The sequence below is a fragment of the Allobosea sp. FBZP-16 genome (assembly GCF_002831785.1).
Lineage (GTDB): Bacteria > Pseudomonadota > Alphaproteobacteria > Rhizobiales > Beijerinckiaceae > Allobosea > Allobosea lupini.
Window position 1 is genome coordinate 17,329 of the sequence record NZ_LNCQ01000053.1, and the last position, 19,836, is coordinate 37,164.

General features: G+C 66.6%; 21 protein-coding genes. 11 read left to right on the forward strand and 10 right to left on the reverse strand.

The annotated features are described in order from the left end of the window. Positions 1–9 precede the first annotated feature (9 nt). A complete protein-coding gene (gene hemH / locus CXY91_RS26425) occupies positions 10–1,047 on the reverse strand; it encodes a ferrochelatase (RefSeq protein WP_100964786.1) in 1,038 nt (345 codons plus the stop codon). Between the two features lie 153 nt (positions 1,048–1,200). Here hemH and CXY91_RS26430 point away from each other — a divergent pair, with 153 nt between their 5' ends. Beyond that, positions 1,201–2,721, forward strand: coding sequence for a bifunctional metallophosphatase/5'-nucleotidase (locus tag CXY91_RS26430; RefSeq protein WP_100964788.1), 1,521 nt, complete (start codon positions 1,201–1,203; stop codon positions 2,719–2,721). A gap of 66 nt (positions 2,722–2,787) precedes the next feature. Here the strand turns inward: CXY91_RS26430 and CXY91_RS26435 are convergent, their stop codons facing one another. After that, positions 2,788–3,597 (reverse strand): YggS family pyridoxal phosphate-dependent enzyme, encoded by an 810-nt coding sequence (locus CXY91_RS26435; protein ID WP_100964840.1) that lies wholly within the window; start codon positions 3,595–3,597, stop codon positions 2,788–2,790. Positions 3,598–4,088: 491 nt separating this feature from the next. Here CXY91_RS26435 and CXY91_RS26440 point away from each other — a divergent pair, with 491 nt between their 5' ends. From CXY91_RS26440 to CXY91_RS26450, 3 genes are read left to right on the forward strand one after another with little or no spacing between them, the layout of a single operon-like run. Further along, on the forward strand, positions 4,089–4,565 hold the full coding sequence (locus tag CXY91_RS26440; RefSeq protein WP_100964842.1) for a hypothetical protein: 477 nt from the start codon (positions 4,089–4,091) through the stop codon (positions 4,563–4,565). A gap of 14 nt (positions 4,566–4,579) precedes the next feature. After that, positions 4,580–5,218, forward strand: coding sequence for a L,D-transpeptidase (locus CXY91_RS26445; RefSeq protein ID WP_100964790.1), 639 nt, complete (start codon positions 4,580–4,582; stop codon positions 5,216–5,218). A 44-nt stretch (positions 5,219–5,262) separates the two neighbouring features. Next, positions 5,263–6,303 (forward strand): amino acid ABC transporter substrate-binding protein, encoded by a 1,041-nt coding sequence (locus tag CXY91_RS26450; RefSeq protein WP_100964792.1) that lies wholly within the window; start codon positions 5,263–5,265, stop codon positions 6,301–6,303. Between the two features lie 17 nt (positions 6,304–6,320). Here CXY91_RS26450 and CXY91_RS26455 read toward each other — a convergent pair whose 3' ends face one another. Genes CXY91_RS26455 through CXY91_RS26465 form a run of 3 tightly spaced genes read right to left on the reverse strand, consistent with a single transcriptional unit; the run spans position 6,321 to position 8,326 of the window. Further along, positions 6,321–7,016 (reverse strand): urease accessory protein UreF, encoded by a 696-nt coding sequence (locus CXY91_RS26455; RefSeq protein WP_100964794.1) that lies wholly within the window; start codon positions 7,014–7,016, stop codon positions 6,321–6,323. 3 nt (positions 7,017–7,019) lie between these two features. Further along, on the reverse strand, positions 7,020–7,670 hold the full coding sequence (ureG, locus tag CXY91_RS26460; RefSeq protein WP_100964796.1) for an urease accessory protein UreG: 651 nt from the start codon (positions 7,668–7,670) through the stop codon (positions 7,020–7,022). Positions 7,671–7,729: 59 nt separating this feature from the next. Then, positions 7,730–8,326, reverse strand: a complete 597-nt coding sequence (locus tag CXY91_RS26465) for an urease accessory protein UreE (protein ID WP_100964799.1) — start codon at positions 8,324–8,326, stop codon at positions 7,730–7,732. Between CXY91_RS26465 and CXY91_RS30400 the strand changes: the two genes are divergently transcribed. The 6 genes from CXY91_RS30400 (at position 8,325) to CXY91_RS26490 (ending at position 12,723) form a co-directional block, all read left to right on the forward strand. After that, the gene (locus CXY91_RS30400; RefSeq protein WP_158673591.1) at positions 8,325–8,486 is read left to right on the forward strand and encodes a hypothetical protein; all 162 of its coding nucleotides are present in this window, start codon (positions 8,325–8,327) and stop codon (positions 8,484–8,486) included. The genes CXY91_RS26465 and CXY91_RS30400 overlap by 2 nt on opposite strands. An 80-nt stretch (positions 8,487–8,566) precedes the next feature. Next, positions 8,567–9,472, forward strand: coding sequence for an urease accessory protein UreD (locus CXY91_RS26470; protein ID WP_100964801.1), 906 nt, complete (start codon positions 8,567–8,569; stop codon positions 9,470–9,472). A gap of 30 nt (positions 9,473–9,502) precedes the next feature. Beyond that, positions 9,503–9,805 carry an urease subunit gamma gene (gene ureA, locus CXY91_RS26475; RefSeq protein ID WP_091841427.1) on the forward strand — a complete coding sequence of 101 codons (303 nt, stop codon included), beginning with the start codon at positions 9,503–9,505 and terminating at the stop codon, positions 9,803–9,805. 9 nt (positions 9,806–9,814) lie between these two features. Beyond that, positions 9,815–10,126, forward strand: a complete 312-nt coding sequence (locus tag CXY91_RS26480) for an urease subunit beta (protein WP_100964803.1) — start codon at positions 9,815–9,817, stop codon at positions 10,124–10,126. A 1-nt stretch (position 10,127) separates the two neighbouring features. Next, entirely contained in the window at positions 10,128–11,831 is a 1,704-nt protein-coding gene (ureC, locus tag CXY91_RS26485; protein ID WP_100964805.1) for an urease subunit alpha, read from the forward strand. 310 nt (positions 11,832–12,141) lie between these two features. After that, a complete protein-coding gene (locus tag CXY91_RS26490; protein WP_158673592.1) occupies positions 12,142–12,723 on the forward strand; it encodes a TetR/AcrR family transcriptional regulator in 582 nt (193 codons plus the stop codon). Between the two features lie 141 nt (positions 12,724–12,864). On the opposite strand, the gene CXY91_RS26495 is transcribed toward CXY91_RS26490, so the two are convergent. The 5 genes from CXY91_RS26495 to CXY91_RS26515 form a co-directional block, all read right to left on the reverse strand. After that, positions 12,865–14,484 (reverse strand): GMC family oxidoreductase, encoded by a 1,620-nt coding sequence (locus CXY91_RS26495; RefSeq protein ID WP_465246896.1) that lies wholly within the window; start codon positions 14,482–14,484, stop codon positions 12,865–12,867. Positions 14,485–15,103: 619 nt separating this feature from the next. Further along, positions 15,104–15,841 carry a FadR/GntR family transcriptional regulator gene (locus tag CXY91_RS26500; protein WP_100964811.1) on the reverse strand — a complete coding sequence of 246 codons (738 nt, stop codon included), beginning with the start codon at positions 15,839–15,841 and terminating at the stop codon, positions 15,104–15,106. An 18-nt stretch (positions 15,842–15,859) separates the two neighbouring features. Then, positions 15,860–16,597 carry an SDR family NAD(P)-dependent oxidoreductase gene (locus tag CXY91_RS26505; RefSeq protein ID WP_100964813.1) on the reverse strand — a complete coding sequence of 246 codons (738 nt, stop codon included), beginning with the start codon at positions 16,595–16,597 and terminating at the stop codon, positions 15,860–15,862. Between the two features lie 10 nt (positions 16,598–16,607). After that, positions 16,608–17,378 (reverse strand): SDR family oxidoreductase, encoded by a 771-nt coding sequence (locus tag CXY91_RS26510; protein ID WP_100964815.1) that lies wholly within the window; start codon positions 17,376–17,378, stop codon positions 16,608–16,610. Then, a complete protein-coding gene (locus CXY91_RS26515; RefSeq protein ID WP_100964817.1) occupies positions 17,375–18,376 on the reverse strand; it encodes an NAD(P)H-quinone oxidoreductase in 1,002 nt (333 codons plus the stop codon). Before CXY91_RS26515 ends, CXY91_RS26510 begins: the two co-directional genes overlap by 4 nt. A 208-nt stretch (positions 18,377–18,584) precedes the next feature. On the opposite strand from CXY91_RS26515, the gene CXY91_RS26520 reads away from it, so the two are divergent. Next, on the forward strand, positions 18,585–19,796 hold the full coding sequence (locus CXY91_RS26520; RefSeq protein WP_465246895.1) for an ABC transporter substrate-binding protein: 1,212 nt from the start codon (positions 18,585–18,587) through the stop codon (positions 19,794–19,796). The last annotated feature ends 40 nt before the right edge of the window (positions 19,797–19,836 follow it).

Below are 19,836 nucleotides of genomic sequence, written 5' to 3' on the forward strand. Positions count from 1 at the left end.
CGTCCTAGCTCACACCCAGCCCATCAGCTCCCGGCGCACCACCGCCTCGATCACCTGCATGCCCTCCTCGGAATCGTTTAGGCAGGGCAGATAGGCGAACTCCTTGCCGCCATTGTGCAGGAAGATCTCGCGGTTCTCGCCGTCGAGCTCTTCCAGCGTCTCCAGACAATCGGCCGAGAAGCCGGGCGCGACGATGGCGAGCGACTTGGTGCCGCCCTGCGCCAGCGCCTTCACGGTCTCGTCGGTATAGGGCTGCAGCCATTCGTCCGGTCCGAAGCGCGACTGGAAGGTCAGGCGGAAGCGCTCCGCGCTGAGGCCGAGCTTGTTGCGCAGCAGCCGGGCGGTGACGGCGCACTGGCAATAATAGGGGTCGCCCTTCAGCAGGTATTCCTTGGGCATGCCGTGCAGCGAGCAGAGGATCACCTCCGGCTCGAAGGAAAGCTTGCCGAGCGAGGCGCGGATCGAGGTGGCGAGCGCGTCGATATAGACCGGGTCGGCGTAGTAGGGATGGGCGACCCGCACCGTCGGCTGCCAGCGCATCTCCATCAGCGCGCGGAAGGCCTGGTCGCAGGCGGTCGCCGAGGTCGGCGCGGCATATTGCGGATAGAGCGGCACCAGCAGGATGCGGTCGCAGCCCTGCGCGAGCAGCGCCTTCAGGCGGCTCTTCACATCCGGCAGGCCGTAGCGCATCGCCCAGTCGACGGTGATGCGGCCATCGGCAGCGCCCGCCAGCCGCTCGGCGAGCTTCTCCGTCTGCGAGCGGGTGATCGTCTTGAGCGGACCCTCGTCGCGCTCATTGTTCCAGATCGTCGCGTAGTCCTTGCCCTTGCGGCTGGGCCGCGTCGACAGGATGATCAGATTGAGGATCGGCCACCATTTCCAGCGCGGTTCCTCGATGACGCGGCGGTCGGAGAGGAACTCCTTGAGATAGGCCCGCATCGGCTTGTAGCTGGTGCCCTCGGGCGTGCCGAGGTTCATCAGAAGCACGCCGATGCGGCCGCTTCTGATGCTGACGTGGTCGGGAGGCAAGCTCGGCTCGAGGTTCATCGCATCCGCTTTCGTTCGGCTGTGATTTAGACGAGTTACGGTTTTCGTCCAGTCGGGCCTTATGGGGTGCGACACTGCGTGAGCTGGGGTCTCGCAAGGCGGCTGGGCTCTTGCTAGTCTTCGACCCAATCAAAACCGCAGGGGTTCGCGCCGATGACCAAGATGACCCGCCGCCACGCGTTCCGCGTCCTCGGCGCTCCAGCAGCCCTTGCCGCGACCGCGCCCGTTGCGAAGGCGCAGACGCCACCGGCGAGCTTCACGCTGCTGCTCGTCAACGACATCTACAAGATGAGCGACGACAAGGGCAAAGGCGGCTTCGCCCGCGCTGCAGGCATCGCCAAGGCCGAGCGCGCGCGGGGCGTGCCCGTGCTGTTCTGCCATGCCGGCGACTGCTACTCGCCCTCGCTGATGTCGGGTTTCGACCAGGGCGCCCATATCGTCGCGATGCAGAACAAGATGGGCATCGACGTCTTCGTGCCCGGCAATCACGAATTCGACTTCGGCAAGGAGAACTATCTCAAGCTCGCTGCCGCCCAGACCTATCCGACCTTCGCGGCCAATCTGCGAGACGCGGCCGGCAACCCGCTGCCGGGCCACAAGGATTCCCAGATCTTCGAGCTCGGCGGCATCAAGGTCGGCGTCATCGGCACGACCTTCGACCCGACGCCGCAGCTCTCCAATCCCGGCGACCTGAAATTCTCCTCGACCATGGAGGCGCTACGGCGCGAGGCGCGCAAGCTCAAGGGAGAGGGCGCCGACATCCTCGTCGCAGTCGTGCATGCCGACCGGGCGATGGACTACGAGATCGTGCGCTCGCGTGTGGTCGACATCCTGCTGACCGGCCACGACCACGACCTCGCCATCGCCTATGACGGCAAGGTGGTGATGGTCGAATCGAACGAGGAGGGCAATTACGTCACCGCGATCGACATCGCCGCCAAGGCGTCGGGCGAGGGCGCCAATCGCAAGGTCGAGTGGACGCCGACCTTCCGCGTCAACGACAGCCGCGCCGCGACGCCCGATCCCGAGGTCGCCGCCATCGTCAAGGGCTACGAGACCGAGCTGTCGAAGGAGCTCGACATTGAGATCGCGACGCTGGGCGTCCCGCTCGATTCGCGCACCGGCGTGATCCGCACGCAGGAGACCGCGATCGGCAATCTGATCGCCGACGCGATCAGGGCCGCGACCGGCGCGCAGCTCGCCATCACCAATGCCGGCGGTATCCGGGCCAACAAGCAGTATCCTGCCGGCCACAAGCTGACGCGGCGCGATGTCCTGAGCGAACTGCCCTTCGGCAACGCGACCTCCATGGTCGAGATCACCGGCAAGGACGTGAAGGATGCGATCGAGAACGGCCTGCGCGATGCGCCGCAGGGCTCCGGCCGCTTCCCGGTGGTGTCCGGTCTCATCTTCGAGGCCGATCTCAAGCAGCCGCAGGGCTCGCGCGTCACCTCGGTGAAGGTCGACGGCAAGGAGATCGATCCGGCCGGCAAATACACCGTCGCCACCAACAACTTCATGCTGACGGGCGGTGACGGCTATACCGCGCTCGGCCGTGGCAAGACGCTGATCGGCCTGACCGACGGCAAGCTGATGGCCAACGAGGTGATGGTCTATATCCGCCGCCTCGGCACGGTCGAGGCCAAGGTCGAGGGGCGGGCCGTGTTGAAATAAGCGGCTCTGCCTGGTCGTCCTGGCGGGAAGCCCGCCGTAACTAGCGGCCGGGATTCATGCGACACGTCAGCCGGGCTTCGCGAAGCCCGGCCAGTAATGCCCGTCCGGAGTGGGGCGCTTGCCGAAGATTGCCTGGCCGACCCGGACCACGGTCGCCCCTTCTTCGATCGCTTCCTCGAAATCGCCGGTCATGCCCATGGACAGGCCGGTCAGGCCGGGATGGCGCGAGAGCGCGTCGTCTCGCAGGCGGCGTAGCAGGGCAAAGCAGGGGCGGACCCGCGCCATGTCGGAGCTGAACAGCGCGAGCGTCATCAGGCCGCGTGGCTTCAGCCGCGGGAATTGCCCGAGCCGGTCGACGAAGGGCAGCAGCGCATCCGGATGCAGGCCGAACTTGCTGTCCTCGTCGGAGGTGTTGACCTGCACGTAGACGTCGAGGCTGCGACCGTCGCGCCCGAGCTGCCGGTCGAGCAGTTCGGCGAGCTTCAGGCTGTCGAGCGCATGGAACTCCCGGGCGAAGCGGGTGAGGTACTTGACCTTGTTGCTCTGGAGATGGCCGACGATGCTCCAGTCGATGGCAAGATCACCCAGCGCCTCGCGCTTGCCCATCGCCTCCTGGATCTTGTTTTCGCCGAAGGCGGTGATCCCCGCCGCGAAGGCGCAGCGCAGGACCTGCGCCGGCACGGTCTTGGTGATCGGCAGCAATCGAACCGAGGCGCGGTCCCGCCCGGCGCGCGCGCAGGCTCGGGCGATGCGCTCCTCGACGCCGGCGAGATTCGCTCGGAACGTGCCGGCAGGATCGCTGCCGAAGCGCTCGATATCCGCGGCGGAGAGAGACGCGTCGTCAGCGCGCTCGTCGTTCCGGTCGGGCTGGCCGATGTCTGCGGCCGTCAACGATTCCAGTTCCTGTCGGGGCCGCTGGGGGCGGTCTCAAATCGGCATAGGTGGAGCGTCATCGGCTACACATGCGGCTGGTCCAGTTGTGATGGAAGCATGGAGCTGGCCCGGACAGAACGTCCAGTTAGGCACTATCAAGTTGGGCCAGTTGACGATGTATGCGTGATGTCGCCAGACCGTCTTCATGCGTTGCCCTATCGCTGGCGCCCGGGAGCCGATCGTCGCGGTTCATTCGGCTGATGGCGGATGGGTTGATCGCGGCAGCCTTTGCGGTTCTCATGCGTTTCCCGGGTCGCTTTCGGGACGGCTGGATGATCGATGCAGTGCTTGCCGGGAGTCCCGATAGTCCAGGGTCCGCGGTCGTCCGGGACCGGACGAGCAAAAGGGGCCCGAGACGGCGGCGCGGCATGGCCTATCGTGCTGCAAGGAGGGGAGGAACGATGACGATCGAACTCGGACATGCTCGAGATACGATGCGGCGATCCGCGGGCGCCGTGGCATGCGGCATCGCGTTGCCCCTCCTGCTGGCTGGCTGCGGTGGCGGCGAGGGATTGTCGTCGCCGTCCTCGGGCAGTTCTGCGCGTGCGCCGGCTCCGGCCGGGATCTCGCGCGATGCCCTGGTCGGGCGCTGGGGTGTCGCCTCCTTTCATACGGAAAAGGACCGCAAGCGCACGGAAGCCGAGGCGCGGGCACAGTGCAAGCAGCCCTATGTCATTGCGCAGGGCCCGGGCGACGGCGTGATGATGCACGCTGCCGACGATCCCAAGCTCTATGAGCTCAGGCTGAAGGCCGGAGCGGGCGGCAAGACCTATCTCGGCTTCGAGGCGCCGGCCGGCGATCCGCAGGACCGCGAGCTGCTGTCGGTGAAGCCGAAGGAATTCGTCGCGCGCTTCGTCGATCCCGATGTGCATGCCCGCTACGGCACCTTCATCTACAGCCGCTGCGGCTGAACGGAGGCGAACAGATGAGAGAGATCATTCGCGCCGCCCTGCATGGCCTGATCGTCTCCGGACTGGGGCTGGCGCCGGTTCTTGCTCTGCCGGGCGTCGCGGCGGCGCAGCCGCGCCCGCCGGCGGCGCTGCAGGAGACGATGGATATCGGCGACGAGCCCGGCCGCGTCTCGACCGAGGAGGTCAGCATCACCGAGGGCCCCTATGCCCGCCAGATGGTGCTGTTCCGCTCGAACGAGGCGCCCGGCACCGTGGTGATCCATTCGGCCGAGCGCTTCCTCTATGTGGTGCAGGGCAATGGCCGGGCCCTGCGCTATGGCATCGGCGTCGGCCGCGAGGGCTTCACATGGTCCGGCCAGGTCCAGGTCAGCCGCAAGGCGGAATGGCCGGACTGGCGCCCGCCGCCGGAGATGCTGCAGCGCCAGCCCTATCTGCCGCGCTTCATGGCCGGCGGTCCAGGCAATCCGATGGGATCGCGCGCGCTCTATCTCGGCTCGACCGTCTTCCGCATCCACGGCACCAACCAGCCGGAGACGATCGGCCAGGCGATCTCGTCGGGCTGCTTCCGGCTCGCCAATGGCGACATCGCCGACCTCTACGAGCGCGTGCCGCTCGGTACCAAGGTCGTCATCCGCCACAAGGCGACGCTATGACCGGCCCCGCCGCTTCCGCCGACCTGCAGAAGGAACGGACAGACATGTCGAAGGTCTCCTGGTCGAACGCCTCCTGGCTTGCCCGCAGCGGTCTTTGCCTCGCCGCCCTCGTCGGCTTCGCCCTTCCTGCTGTTGCCGGTACGCTCGACACCGTGAAGCGGCGCGGCACGCTCCAATGCGGCGTCAGCGAAGGCGTGGTCGGCTTTTCGGAGAAGGATGCCCAGGGTTCCTGGCGCGGCTTCGACGTCGATTTCTGCCGCGCCGTCGCGGCGGTCGTACTCGGCGATGCCGGCAAGGTCGCCTTCACCCCATTGTCGGCGAGCCAGCGCTTCGATGCGCTGAAGGCCGGCACGGTCGACCTCCTGGCGCGCAACTCGACCTGGACGCTCGGGCGCGAGGCCGAGCTCGGGCTGGCATTCGCCGGCATCACCTATCACGACGGCCAGGGCTTCCTGGCGAAGCGCGCGCTCAAGGTCGATTCAGCCCTGTCGCTCGACAAGGCGAAGATCTGCGTCGAGGCCGGCACCACGACGCAGCTCAACCTCGCCGATTTCTTCAAGGCCAACTCGATGACCTATGAGGAGAAGGTCCATCCGAGCGCTGCCGAGGCCTTCGCCGCCTTCGAGGGCGGGCAGTGCGACGTCCTGACCCGCGACCAGTCGGCGCTGCATGGCGAACGGCTCAGGCTGGCCAAGCCGGCAGAGGCGATCGTGCTGCCGGACGTGATCTCGAAGGAACCGCTAGGGCCGGTGGTGCGCAGCGACGACTTCCCCTGGTTCACGGTGGTGAAATGGGTGAACTTCGCGCTGGTCAACGCCGAGGAGCTCGGCGTCTCCGCTGCCAATCTCGACGATGCCCTCAAGTCGCAGAAGCCCGATGTGCGTCGCTTCACCGGGGCGGAGGGCGGCTTCGGCAAGGCGCTCGGCCTCGAGGCCGACTGGGCGGTCCGCGCCGTCAAGGCAGGCGGGAACTATGCCGAGATCTACGAACGCAATCTCGGCACCGGCTCGAAGCTCGGCATCCCGCGCGGTCTCAATCAGCTCTGGAACATGGGCGGCGTGCTCTACGCCCCGCCGCTGCGATAGGCGCCGGCCCTCCGCCTTCAGGACTGGAACAGGCGGCTGTACTGCGTCTCGTGCCAGGCGCTCGCCATCGCCAGCGCGGGGGCTAGGTTGCCGACCTCGTCGTCGCGAAGCGAGCGGGCTCGGGCCGCGGCTTCGCCGATGGCGGTGGCGGCCTCGATGAGCAGGCGCTGGCCGGCGGTATGCCCGAGCGGCACCAGCTTGATCGCAGCGGTCACCTGGCCCTCGACATAGACCCAGAGAAATCCCTTCAGGGCCGCTTCCGGGGCGATACGCCAATGCTGGCCGGCCAGGGTGAAGGCGGCGGCGTAGGTCAGCGCGTCGCCGGCATGATGCCGGGCGGCGGGGACGTCGAGATCGGCGAGCAGCCGTAGCAGCGCCTCGCCCTGCCGCTTGTCCTCGCGCTGGAATTCCCGGCTTTCGCGCCCGGCGGCAAGCCAGGCATTGGCCATCAGGAAGCGCTCCTGGTCGCCATTCTCCAGCGCCGTCGCCATGCGCCAGAACAGCGCGCCGTCGAGCTGCGCGACATTGGCCCTGAGCGTGCCGAGGATCCAGTCGCGCGCGCTGGCCTCGTCTGAGACCCAGCCGGCGTGGACGGCCGCTTCGAGCCCGCGCGAATAGGAAAAGCCGCCGACCGGCAGGCCCTGGCTCACCAGGCGCAGCAGATGCAGCGGGAGCGCATCCCGGTCGCCGCCGGAGGTTGGGGCGCCGTCCATCTCTCAGGCCCCGGCCGTGCTGGCCTCGCTGGCGTGCTGCGTGCGCAAGCCGCCATGCGCGACGATGAAATCGACGATCGTGTCGAGGCCCTTGCCGCGCGAGAGATCGGTGAAGCCGAAGGGGCGCTTGCCGCGCATCCGGGCCGCATCCGTCTGCATCACGTCGAGATCGGCGTTCACATAAGGCGCGAGGTCGCTCTTGTTGATCACGAGGAAGTCGGATCGGGTGATGCCAGGCCCGCCCTTGCGGGGGATGTCTTCGCCCTGGCACACCGAGATCACATAGAGCGTGAGGTCGGCGAGGTCGGGCGAGAAGGTCGCCGCCAGGTTGTCGCCGCCGGATTCGATGAAGACGATGTCGAGGTCCGGGATCCGCCGGTTGATCTCGGCGATGGCCTGCAGGTTGATCGAGGCATCCTCGCGGATCGCCGTATGCGGGCAGCCGCCGGTCTCGACGCCGACGATGCGCTCCTCGGGCAGCGCCTGCCGGCGCACCAGCACCATGGCGTCTTCCTTGGTGTAGATGTCGTTGGTGACGACGGCGATCGAGTAGTCCTCCCGCATCGCCTTGCACAGTTTCTCCGTGAGCATCGTCTTTCCCGAGCCGACGGGGCCGCCGATGCCGACGCGGAGGGGGCCGTTCTTCGAGATCATGAGCGCAGAGCCTCGAGCAATGGGTATGGCCGACAGCCTACAGGCTTCCCGCGCGGGATTCAGCCATGACGGTGATCGTGCTTCCCGTCGCCATGGGAATGCCCATGATGATGGGAATGCCCGTGATCGTGATGGTGGTGCCCGTGATCATGCGAGTGGGCGTGGTCATGGCGGTGGCCGTGATCGTGTCCATGGTCATGTGCGTGACTGTGGCCGTGGCCGGAATAGGCGCCGCGCACCGGGTCGAAGGGCGCGACGATGTCCTCGACCTCAGCGCCGAGCCCCTGGAGCATGGCCTTGATGACGTGGTCGCGCAGGATCAGGATGCGTTCCGCCGCGATCGCCGCGGCGAGATGGCGGTTGCCGATGTGCCAGGCGAGTTCGGCAAGATGCAGCGGATCGCGGGCCTTGATCGCATAGAGCGGCTCGTCGGCGGCGGCGATCTCGACCAGGCCGCCGCCCTCGATCGCCAGGGCATCTCCGGCGGACAGCACGACGGTTTCGGGCAGGTCGACCAGAACCTTGTCGCCATCAATGGTTTCGATCATGCGCCGGCGCAGGTGCCGGGCGTCGTGCTCGAGGACCGCGCGACCAAGCACGGGCTCACCTTGCGCGGCCGCATCAACCGCGCGCCGGATGGCTATGGCTTTCAACATGCTGAACCCCGTTTTCGACGCGGCCCTGCCCGAGCAGGGATCAAAGTCCGAGAACTATCCCAAAGCGAGGCGAGGCGTCAGTATCCGGTTGCAGAACAGCTTCGATCCGGACATTCGTCAACGCTCGATCGACGATCAATTGCCAAAATTGCCCAAATAATGAGCGAACGATGATAATACAGGCTCTAAATTGCTCTCGGTTGAAGCATGGGGCGGCTTACGCCTGCTGAAGCGCGGTCCATGAACGCAATCGTGCCTACTCGATCCTCCGAAGCGGCCCATTCGACCGTGGCTTCGCCGGCTCGCGCCCAGTATGCGGCGCAACCGAGCGCGTGGCCTGCCGAGCTCGAGCTGTGGTTCGCGCTGAATGCCGGCAAGACCCGCCTCGTCCGCCGCCGGCATTTCGGCCCGCTCGTCGTGCAGCGGCCGTTCCACCCGGAGAAGGACGGGACCTGCCATGTCTACCTGCTGCACCCGCCGGGCGGGGTCGCGGGCGGCGACCGCCTCGATCTGCGCTTCCATCTCGACGCCGGAGCGCGCGCGCTGCTGACGACCCCGGGCGCGACGAAATTCTATCGCAGCGAACACAGCGCCAGCATGCAATCGGTCGATGTCGCGATCGGGGCCGGCGCGGTCTGCGAATACCTGCCGCAGGAAACCATCGTCTTCGACGGGGCCGATGCGCGGATCGAGACGAAGGTGTCGCTTGCCGCCGACGCCACCTATGTCGGCTGGGACTTCCTGTGCCTTGGGCGCCCGGCGGCCGGCGAGCGTTTCGAGACGGGGCGCCTCAGCCAGCGCATCGAGATCGTGCGGGATGGCCGGCCGATCTGGTTCGAGCGCCTGGAGCTGCAGGGCGGCTCGCCTTTGCTGGAGGCTGCCTTTTCCCTGGCCCGCCAGCCGAGCTGGGGAACGATGGTCTATGCCGGCACGGTCGCCGAGAATGCGGCGGAGCAGGTGCGGGCCGCGATCGGCGCGGCGGGAGACGGCGTCTTCTGCGTCAGCCAGCTCGAAGAGGCCGTGGTCTGCCGCTATCTCGGGCCACGGGTCGCTGAGGGCAAGGCCTTGTTCGTGCGGGCATGGAACGTGCTTCGGAGCCTGGGGCAGGGCAAGATGGCCGAGGCGCCGCGAATCTGGGCCACCTGAAACGATCGACTGCGAGGATGGGGGAAGGCGATGGAGCTGCTTCCGCGCGAGAAGGACAAGCTTCTGCTCTTTACCGCGGCGCTGCTGGCGGAACGGCGCAAGGCACGCGGCGTCAAGCTGAACTATCCGGAGGCCGTCGCCTATATCTCGGCGGCGATCCTGGAAGGCGCGCGCGACGGGCGTACCGTGGCGGAGCTGATGTCCTATGGCGCGACGCTGCTGACGCGCGAGGACGTCATGGACGGCGTTCCGGAGATGATCCACGACGTGCAGGTCGAAGCGACCTTCCCGGACGGGACCAAGCTGGTCACCGTCCACAACCCGATTCCGTGAGGCGGCGCGATGATCCCGGGCGAGTTCTTCATCGAGGACGGCACGATCGAGCTCAATGCCGGCCGCGAGCGGCGGTCGATCGAGGTCGCCAATTCCGGCGACCGGCCGATCCAGGTCGGTTCGCACTATCATTTCTACGAGACCAACGCGGCGCTGCAGTTCGAGCGCGAGACGGCCAGGGGCTTCCGGCTCGACATTCCGGCGGGGACAGCAGTCCGTTTCGAGCCGGGACAATCGCGGACGGTCGCGCTGGTGGCGCTGGACGGCGACAGGGTGGTCTACGGCTTCAACGCCAGGGTCATGGGCAGACTGGAGGCCTGAGATGGTGCGCATCACCCGCGAGAACTACGCCTCGCTCTACGGTCCGACCAAGGGCGACCGGATCCGCCTCGCCGACACCGAGCTCGTGATCGAGATCGAGGCTGATCACACGATCTATGGTGAGGAAGTCACTTTCGGCGGCGGCAAGGTCATCCGCGACGGCATGGGCCAGAGCCAGCGCAATGCCGCCGAGGTGCCCGACCTCGTCATCACCAATGCGGTGATCCTCGACCATTGGGGCATCGTGAAGGCCGATGTCGGCATCAAGGACGGGCGCATCGCCGCGATCGGCAAGGCCGGCAATCCCGACATCCAGCCCGGCGTCGACATCGTCATCGGCCCCGGCACCGACGTCATCGCCGGCGAGGGCAAGATCCTGACCGCTGGCGGCGTCGACGCCCATATCCATTTCATCTGTCCGCAGCAGGCGGAGATGGCGCTGACCAGCGGCACGACCACACTCGTCGGCGGTGGCACGGGCCCCTCCGTCGGCACGCTCGCCACCACGGTGACGCCGGGACCCTGGTACATCCACCGGATGCTCGAGGCGATCGACGACCTGCCGCTCAATGTCGGCCTGCTCGGCAAGGGCAATGCGAGCCTGCCCGAGCCGCTGCGCGAGCAGGTCCGGGCCGGCGTCATCGGCCTCAAGCTGCACGAGGACTGGGGCACGACGCCGGCGGCGATCGACAATTGTCTTTCCGTCGCCGACGAGATGGACGTTCAGGTCGGGCTGCATTCCGATACGCTGAACGAGAGCGGCTTCGTCGGTGACACCTTCGCGGCGACGAAAGGCCGCGCGATCCACTCCTTCCATACGGAAGGCGCGGGCGGCGGCCATGCACCCGACATCATCACGGCGGCCGGCCAGGAGAACATCCTGCCCTCCTCGACCAATCCGACCCGGCCCTACACGGTCAACACCATCGACGAGCATCTGGATATGCTGATGGTGTGCCACCACCTCAGCCCGCGGATTCCGGAGGACGTCGCGTTCGCCGAATCCCGCATCCGCAAGGAGACGATCGCGGCGGAGGACATCCTCCACGATCTCGGCGCCTTTTCGATGATGTCGTCGGATTCGCAGGCGATGGGTCGCGTCGGAGAGACGATCCTGCGCTGCTGGCAGACGGCGCACAAGATGAAGGTCCAGCGCGGGCCGCTGCCCGAAGACAGTGCACGCAACGACAATTTCCGCTGCAGGCGCTATGTCGCCAAGTACACGATCAATCCGGCGATCACTCATGGCTTTGCCCACGAGCTCGGCTCGATCGAAGTCGGCAAGCGTGCCGACCTCGTGCTCTGGAAGCCGGCCTTCTTCGGCATCAAGCCGTCGCTGGTGCTGGTCGGCGGGATGATCGCGACCGCACCGATGGGCGATCCGAACGCCTCGATCTCGACGCCGCAGCCGGTCCATTACCGGCCGATGTACGGCGTGCTCGGGCGCGCCCGCGGCAAGACCGGGGTCACCTTCGTCTCGCAGGCGGCGCTCGACGACGGGATCGGCGACAAGCTCGGCCTGCAGAAGCAGCTGGTGGCGGTGAAGGGCACGCGCGGCGTCCGCAAGAAGGACATGATCCACAATGCGCTGACGCCCAAGATCGAGGTCGATCCGCAGAACTATCAGGTGCGCGTCGATGGTGAGCTGATCACCTGCGAGCCCGCGACCTCCCTGCCGATGACGCAGCGCTACTTCCTGTTCTGAGGGGAGGCAGCCGGCACTGAACTCCGCCGTAGCGAGAAGCCTGATCGGCCTGGGACGGGGATGCGCCGTGCCGGGGTGATCCCGGCGAACAACGGAAAGAAGATCGGCGCCGGTGGCGCGCGTGAGCCCGAAACGAACGTTTGACGGGTCGCCTTGATCGGTGCCCCGAGGGGCGATAGTGACGAAAGCCTGCGTCCCGTCGCGGAACGGGCATTCGGCCGGAATGCGGCCGCGCGAGAGCCGAGGGCGCGCGAGGCAGGGCATGAGAGTACGCAGCGCAAGAAGGCCGGCAGGGACCGCGACAGCGCAGGTGACGAAGCCAAGCCCGATGCGCGGCGAGATCGTCGCCGCCGCTGCCGAGATCATCGTCCGCAAGGGCTACGCTGCCTGCACGATGCGGGCTGTGGCGGCGCTGGTCGATATGAAGGCCGGCAGCCTCTACTACCACTTCAAGTCGAAGGACGAGATCGTCGAGGAGATCCTCAACCAGGGCATCGAAACGCTTTATGCCCGGGTGGCGGAGGCGCTCTGCAGCCTGCCGGCCGACGCGCCGTTCGCGGGCCGGCTCTCGGCAGCGGTCGGGGTGCATGTGGCAAGCCTGGTCGGCAAGGACCAGCAGCACATGCACGTCTACGAGCACCTGCCGCCGGTCATCAAACGGCGCAGCCGCAAGATGCGCGAAACCTATACCCGGCTCTGGCTCGATCTCTTCGCCGGCGGCGTCGCCAGTGGCGAGGTCGATGCCGGCATCGACCTGCACCTGTTGGTGCCGTATTTCCTCGGTGGGTTGAACCGCGTGCCGGAATGGATGCGCGCCAGCGGCGCCAGCAGCGACCAGGTCGCGGCACTGGCCGTCACGACCCTGCTCGACGGAATTGGCGCCCGGCGGTAGCGGCTGCAATCAGGCTTGCCTTTGCCGGCGATGGACGCGATCGCGCGTTCGCAGGCATTGCGATAAGGCAGGGGTCTAGAGCATTTCCGGCGAATGCAGGTTCGCCCTCAAGGCTCTGTCTTTCGTATCCACGCAAAACGGCTACGCACTTTTGCCGGGCTGGCTCGCTGTCATGAGCTGCGCCGCCTTCTCGGCGATCATCACGGCCGGTGCGTGGGTGTTGCCCGAGACGATCGTCGGCATGATCGAGGCGTCGACGACGCGCAAGCCTTCGAGACCGTGCACGCGCAGCTCAGGATCGACCACCGCCATCGCGTCGACGCCCATTTTCGCGGTTCCAACCGGATGGAAGATGGTGGTGGCGATGTCGCCTGCTGCCTGCGCCAGTTCGGCGGGCTCCTGAACGGCGATGCCGGGCTTGAGCTCTTCCGGCTTGAATGCCTGCATTCGCCTGGTCGCCATCAGGCGCCGCGCCGCGGTGATCGAAGCGGCGGCGACCTCACGATCACTGTCGGCCGAGAGATAATTCGGCGCAATGGTAGGATGCGCGAAGGGATCTGCCGAGACGATCCGGACATGGCCGCGCGAATCCGGCCTGAGATTGCAGACCGAGACCGTGATCGCCGGAAAGGCATCGAGCGGCTGGCCGAAGCGCTCCAATGAGAGCGGCTGGACATGGAATTCGATGTTTGGCGTGGCGAAACGCTCGTCCGAACGCATGAAGATGCCGAGCTGGCTCGGCGCCATCGCCATCGGGCCGGAGCGACGCAGTGCATATTCGAGCGCGATGCCGGCCTTGCCGAACAGGCTCGCCTGCCGCTCGTTCAGCGTCCTCGCGCCGGTGATCCTGAAGACCGTACGGATCTGGAGATGGTCCTGCAGGTTCTCGCCGACGCCGGGCAACTCGTGCTGGACGGCGATGCCGTGCTGCGACAGCAGCGCGCCTGGCCCGACGCCGGAGAGCTGCAGCAATTGCGGCGTGCCGATCGCGCCGGCCGAGAGGATCAGCTCGCCGGCGGCGTCGACTTGGACGGGCTCACCCTTCAGGCGCAGCTCGAGACCGCTCGCGCGTTTGCCGGAGAAGGCGATGCGCTCGGCCTGCGCCTGCGTCAGCACCGTCAGATTGCTGCGATTGCGCACCGGACGCAGGAAGGCGCGCACCGCGTTGAAGCGGAATCCGGCCTTCTGGTTCACCTCGAAATAGGCCGAGCCGAAATTGTCGCCGGCATTGAAATCGTCGATCTTCGGCACGCCGATCTCCTCGGCGGCCTGGCGCACGGCATCGAGGATCGGCCAGGACAGGCGTTGGCGCTCGACCCGCAGCTCGCCCTCCTGGCCATGGAACGGTCCGGTCAGATTGTGATGCCGCTCGGATTTGCGGAACAGCGGCAGAACCTCGTCCCAACCCCAGCCGGGATTGCCGAGCTGGCGCCAGCCGTCATAGTCGGCCGCCTGGCCGCGCATGTAGATCATGCCGTTGATCGACGAGCAGCCGCCGAGGACCTTGCCGCGCGGATAGGCGAGGACACGCCCGTTGAGGCCCTTCTCCTGTGCCGTGCTGTAACCCCAGTCGGTTCTGGGATTGCCCATGCAGTAGAGATAGCCGACCGGGATATGGATCCAGTGGTAATTGTCCGAGCCGCCGGCCTCGAGCAGCAGGACGCGCTTGCGCGGATCGGCGCTGAGGCGGTTGGCGAGCACGCAGCCCGCCGAACCCGCGCCGACGATGACATAGTCCCAGGAACCGAGATGGCGACGGATGCTCAAGCGACCTCCGATCGACAATGCTGTCATTGCGCTGCGATCGTCGTAGCAAGATCGATATCGAGCCGGTAGCTCGCATCGCGCAACGTTCCGTCTGGGCGAAAGCGCGCTGCGGATCCTGGGGGCCGGAGAGGATCCGAATCATCGTGGAAGGCGTGCGCGGCGACGAGACCAGGAGCCGTGTTGCGGCCTTCTAGGCGCTCATTTCCAGACGCTTTCGGAGCTCACAGGGAGCGCGCACGCAAGGCTGAGAAAGTGCTGCCTGCCCGCCTCAGGCGGCGGCATTCTCACGACCGTTCTATCCCGCCCGTCTACACAGGCCGGGCGACAGGTCATTTCCGATGCGGAAGGGAAAACCTTCGGCCTCAAGGGCTTGGTAGAACCCTTGAAAAAATGGTGCCCAGGAGAGGACTCGAACCTCCATAACAGGCTACTAAGCATTGATATTAAACGGTTTTCGTGGTGTCCGCGATGGGTGGGTGTCAAAGGGAGGTGCCAATCCCTAGCGGGTGAATTGGATAGCACGATCATGAGTTAATTCCAACGGCGGAGGGCTTTCCGGTCTGCCTTTTGTGAGCAACGGGAAGCTATCGTCGGGTGCGGCCGGCTCGCCGGATCAACGTTCCAGGTACAAGGCCAAACGGCTCGCCGCGTTCCGGAGGTGCAGTTCCGCCGCCGCGTGGGCGCGCTGGCCGTCGCGGTCCAAGATCGCATTGAATATCGCCTGATGTTCGCCCTGAACGATCTGGGCCATGCCGTCGAGTCTGGCCGTGTTGGCGCGCGCGGTCCGGATGAAGCTGCGCACGCGCCGGTCGAGAAACTCCGACAGGTCGCGGAAGAACGGATTGCCCGTCGCGTCGATGATGGCGCGGTGGAAGGCGACATCCTCGTCGACGCCCGATTCGCCCCGGTCGATCGCGGCCTGCATCGCCTCGAGCCTTGCGCGGATCACGCCTAGATCGGCCTCGCTGTGCCGTTCGGCGGTGTGTTGGGTCGCGGCCGCCTCAACCGCCATGAGCAATTCAACAATATGGCGTAGCTCGGCCTTGTCCGAGAAATTGGCGACATCGAGCCGGAACACGGAGCTGGCGCCGGGTTCCGCGACAAAGGCGCCCGCACCCTGGCGCGACAGCACCAGTCCGTCATGTTTGAGCCGCCCGACAGCCTCGCGCACAATCGGCCGGCTGACCCCATAAGTCGCGGCCAGCTGCTGCTCGGTCGGCAGGCGCTCGCCGGCCTGGAGACGACCCGATGCGATCTCGTCGCGCAGCCGCAACGCCAGCGTGTCGGCGAGCGAGGGAGCCCGTCCCAGAATGTCACGCAAAGGCTCTAAACGGCTCTTGTCTGCGACCATGACGTCCAATCGTTTCCGCTAGCTGGCGATGTGCAGGCCACCATTGACGTGAATCGTCTCGCCGGTGACGAACCGTGCCAGATCGGAGCACAGGAAGGCAACGACGCCCGCGACCTCGGCTGCGGTTCCCAGCCGCTGCAGCGGGGTGTTGGGGATCAGCTCGGGCTTGCGCGCGATCAGGGGCTGCACCATCGGTCCCTCGATCAGGCCCGGCGACACGGCGTTGACGCGGATCTTTGGCGCCAGTTCCAGCGCCAGCGAGCGTGTCAGGCTGAGCACGCCACCCTTGGCCGCGGCATAATGGGCGTGGGCGAAACTGCCGCGGTGGCCGGCCATCGAGGCGATGTTCACGATCGCTCCGCCTGGTGCCAGATGCGGGATCGCTGCGCGGCAGGTGTGGAAGACGCCATCGAGATTGATCGCGATCGATTGCCGCCACTCGGCTTCGCTCATTTCGCTGACCAGCGCGTCGCGATACAGCCCGGCCGCCGTCACCACGAGGTCGATGCGGCCAAACTGGGCGACGGCCGACGTGACGGCATGCTGGGCATCGCCGGCTTCGGTCACGTCCTGGCGCAGTGCCAGCGTCCTCGCGCCTTCGGGGTCGAGCCCCCGGGCGAAGGCCACGACCGCATCGCCGTCGAAATCCGTCAGGACGCAAGCTGCGCCATGCGCATGGAAGAGCGTGGCGATCGCTCGGCTGATCGCGCCGCTTGCGCCCGTCAGCAGCAGCACTTTCCCCGACATATCGATCATGGCATGCGCCTCATGTCATCAGCCAGCCACCGGCCACGTCGCAGACTTGCCCGGTGACGAAGGCGGCATTGTCGGAGGTCAGGAACAGGCAGGTCTGGGCGACATCCTCCGCTTTCCCCAGCCGGCGCAGCGGCGTGGCCAGCCGCGCCGCCTCATTGGCTTCCGGCGCACTGCCGCGCATGAGCGGCGTGTCGATCCGACCCGGCGCCACCGCGTTGACCGTGATGCCGTCTGGCCCCAGTTCGCCCGCGAGATGCTTGGTGAAGCCGATCAGCGCCGCCTTCGTCGCGGCGTAGTGGACGCCGACGATGTCGCAATAGGTCTTGCCCGCCACCGAGGAGACGCTGACGATCGCGCCACGCCCGGCCGCGCGCATGCCCGGCACCACGGCGCTCGCGCAAAGGAAGGCGCCGGTCAGATTGACGTCCAGCACCCGGCGCCATTCGTCTGCGCTCATATCCCCGAGCCGGGCTCGCTTGCCGTCAGCGCCCGATTTCGGCGAAATCCCGGCATTGTTGATCAGGACATTGATCGGACCGAACGCGTCGCCGATGCGAGCAATCGCCAGCGCGACCGAAGCCTCGTCGGCGACGTCGGCGGACACCGCGAGCGCCGCCGCGCCGCGCTGGGCTGCCGCTGCGGCGGCTGCCGCAGCGAGCTCAGGGTCATGGTCGAGATAGGCGACGCTGGCGCCGGCTGCCGCATGGGCATCGGCTATCGCCTGCCCGATGCCGCGCCCCGCGCCGGTGACCAACACGATCTTGCCGCGATGACCGCTCATTTGCGCAGCTCAAGCATGATCTTGCCGAGATGGGCACTCGATTCCATCAGCTCATGCGCCTGCCGGGCCTGCTCCAGCGGGAAGGTCGCGTGGATGATCGGCTTGACCGTCCCCGCCTCCAGCAGCGGCCAGACATCGCGGCGCAGATGGGCGGCGATCTCCGCCTTGAGCGCGACCGAGCGGGCCCGCAATGTCGAGCCGGTCAGAGTCAAGCGCCGCAGCATGACGTTCATCAGGTCGAGATCGGCCCTGCTGCTCTGCAGGAAGGCGATCTGCACCAGTCGCCCTTCAAGCGCCAGAATGCCTAGATTCCGTTGGATATACGGCCCGCCGACCATGTCGAGCACGACATCGACACCCCGGCCTTCGGTCAGGCGCTTGACTTCATCGACAAAATCCGAGGCCCGGTAATCGATCGCCTCGTCGGCGTCCAGCGAGCGGCAGAAATCGCATTTCTCCGCCGAACCCGCCGTCGCATAGACGGTCGCGCCGGCATTTTTCGCCAGCTGGATCGCGGTCGAACCGATGCCACTCGATCCGCCATGGATCAGGATCGTCTCGCCCGCCTTCAAGCGGCCGCGCGTGAAGACGTTGTCGTAGACCGTGAAATAGGTCTCGGGCAGGCCGCCTGCCTCGAGGAGCGAGAGCGGCTTTGGCACCGGCAGGCAGAGTGGCTCGTCGGCGATGGCATATTGCGCGTAGCCACCGCTGATCACCAGCGCGCAGACCGCCTCGCCGATGCGGGCTTCCGCGATGCCGTCGCCCACGGCGACGATATGACCGGATATCTCGAGGCCGGGAACCTGCGTCGCACCGGGCGGAGGCGGATAGCCGCCGCCGCGCTGAAGGCAGTCGGGCCGGTTAATGCCGGCCGCCGTGACCTCGATCAGGACCTGGCCCGGACCCGGCTGTGGCACGGGCGCGGTCTCGATCTCGATCACCTCCGGGCCGCCGGCCCCCGAGAATCGCACCTGCTTCATCGTCTGCGGCAATGCCATGGTCTCGTCTCTCCCTGGACGGGCGCTGTCAGCGCGGGGTCGAAACACTCTCATGGCGTTTGCGGGCCCAATTCCAGAGCTAGCAAAACTCCACTTGTCAGGCAACTTGGTTATCTGCATGATCATACGGCTGGGGAAACGTCCAGCCGGGTCCCCCGCTTTGGTGGGGACCGCAAGAAATGCTCGTGACAGCGGTCCAAGGGAGGACATGATGAGGTTCGTAAAGCGTACGGCGCTCGCTGCGCTATTGGCTCTGTCGGCAATGCCTGCAATCGCCCAGGTCAAGATCGGGGCTCTTTATCCCTTCTCCGGCGGCCTTGCGCTCTTGGGCGACGAGAGCTTCCGCGGCCTCGAGATCGCGATCGAGGAGCGCAACGCGGCGGGCGGTCTCAAAGGTCAGAAGCTCGAAATCGTCAAGGGTGATGCCGTCGAGCCCAACCAGGCGGTCGGCGAGGCGCGGCGCCTGACCTCTGTCGACAAGGTGCCGGTGATCTTCGGGACCTATTCGTCCTCGCTCTCGATCGCGGCGACGCAGGTCGCGGAACTCGCCGGCGTGCCCTATTTCGAGCTCGGGGCGATTTCGGATCCGATCACCGAGCGCGGCTTCAAGAACGTCTATCGCACCAACCCGACCGCGCGCGATTTCGCCAGCCGGATGGTGGATGCCATCGGCGAGGCGATCGCCCCGGCGCTCGGCGTCGAAGCCAAGTCGCTCAAGGTCGCGATCATCCATGAGGACTCGCTCTACGGCCAAACGGTCGCCGGCTACCAGACCGCCCGCGCCAAGGAGAAGGGCGTCAACGTTGTCGAGACGCTGCCCTATTCGGCGAAGTCAGTCGATCTGACCCCCGTGATCCTGCGGCTTAAGACGGCTGGCGCCGATGTCGTGCTGCAGACCTCCTACCAGAACGACACCGCGCTGTTCTTCCGCCAGATGAAGGAGCAGGGCTTCAAGCCCAAGGCCATGATCGGGGCCGGCGGCGGTTATTCGCTGCGCGACACCATGCTGGCGGTCGGCGCGGAGAATATGGAAGGCGCGCTCAACGTCGACTTCACCCAGTACCGCACCAATCCCAAGGCGGCGCCCGGTGTCGACGCGTTCGTCAAGAAGTACCAGGCCAAATACGGCACCGCGCCCCGTTCGGGCCACTCGCTCGCCAACTACATGGGCGCGCAGATCTTCCTCGACGCGATGGAGAAGGCCTCCGATCTGAAGGCGGCCTCGATCCGGGCTTCGGTGATGAAGGTCGATGTGCCCGTCGGCACCACCCCCACCGGCTGGGGCGCGAAGTTCGCCGAGAGCGGCCAGAACAGCCGCGCCGTGCCGTTCCTGATGCAGTGGCAGGGGGGAGAGCTCGTGACCGTGTTCCCGGAAGACGCCGCCGTCGCGAAGATGAAAGTTGGCATCGGCACCAACTGACGCCGAGGGTCCGACGGTTCCCGTCGGGCCCGCCTCGCCA

Coding starts and splice junctions, on each gene's coding strand:
- hemH (WP_100964786.1), bottom strand. CDS start 1,047: ATGAACCTCGAGCCGAGCTTGCCTCCCGACCACGTCAGCATCAGAAGC.
- CXY91_RS26430 (WP_100964788.1), top strand. CDS start 1,201: ATGACCAAGATGACCCGCCGCCACGCGTTCCGCGTCCTCGGCGCTCCA.
- CXY91_RS26440 (WP_100964842.1), top strand. CDS start 4,089: ATGCGGCGATCCGCGGGCGCCGTGGCATGCGGCATCGCGTTGCCCCTC.
- CXY91_RS26445 (WP_100964790.1), top strand. CDS start 4,580: ATGAGAGAGATCATTCGCGCCGCCCTGCATGGCCTGATCGTCTCCGGA.
- CXY91_RS26450 (WP_100964792.1), top strand. CDS start 5,263: ATGTCGAAGGTCTCCTGGTCGAACGCCTCCTGGCTTGCCCGCAGCGGT.
- CXY91_RS26455 (WP_100964794.1), bottom strand. CDS start 7,016: ATGGACGGCGCCCCAACCTCCGGCGGCGACCGGGATGCGCTCCCGCTG.
- ureG (WP_100964796.1), bottom strand. CDS start 7,670: ATGATCTCGAAGAACGGCCCCCTCCGCGTCGGCATCGGCGGCCCCGTC.
- CXY91_RS30400 (WP_158673591.1), top strand. CDS start 8,325: ATGCTGAACCCCGTTTTCGACGCGGCCCTGCCCGAGCAGGGATCAAAG.
- CXY91_RS26465 (WP_100964799.1), bottom strand. CDS start 8,326: ATGTTGAAAGCCATAGCCATCCGGCGCGCGGTTGATGCGGCCGCGCAA.
- CXY91_RS26470 (WP_100964801.1), top strand. CDS start 8,567: ATGAACGCAATCGTGCCTACTCGATCCTCCGAAGCGGCCCATTCGACC.
- ureA (WP_091841427.1), top strand. CDS start 9,503: ATGGAGCTGCTTCCGCGCGAGAAGGACAAGCTTCTGCTCTTTACCGCG.
- CXY91_RS26480 (WP_100964803.1), top strand. CDS start 9,815: ATGATCCCGGGCGAGTTCTTCATCGAGGACGGCACGATCGAGCTCAAT.
- ureC (WP_100964805.1), top strand. CDS start 10,128: ATGGTGCGCATCACCCGCGAGAACTACGCCTCGCTCTACGGTCCGACC.
- CXY91_RS26500 (WP_100964811.1), bottom strand. CDS start 15,841: ATGGTCGCAGACAAGAGCCGTTTAGAGCCTTTGCGTGACATTCTGGGA.
- CXY91_RS26505 (WP_100964813.1), bottom strand. CDS start 16,597: ATGATCGATATGTCGGGGAAAGTGCTGCTGCTGACGGGCGCAAGCGGC.
- CXY91_RS26510 (WP_100964815.1), bottom strand. CDS start 17,378: ATGAGCGGTCATCGCGGCAAGATCGTGTTGGTCACCGGCGCGGGGCGC.
- CXY91_RS26515 (WP_100964817.1), bottom strand. CDS start 18,376: ATGGCATTGCCGCAGACGATGAAGCAGGTGCGATTCTCGGGGGCCGGC.
- CXY91_RS26520 (WP_465246895.1), top strand. CDS start 18,585: ATGATGAGGTTCGTAAAGCGTACGGCGCTCGCTGCGCTATTGGCTCTG.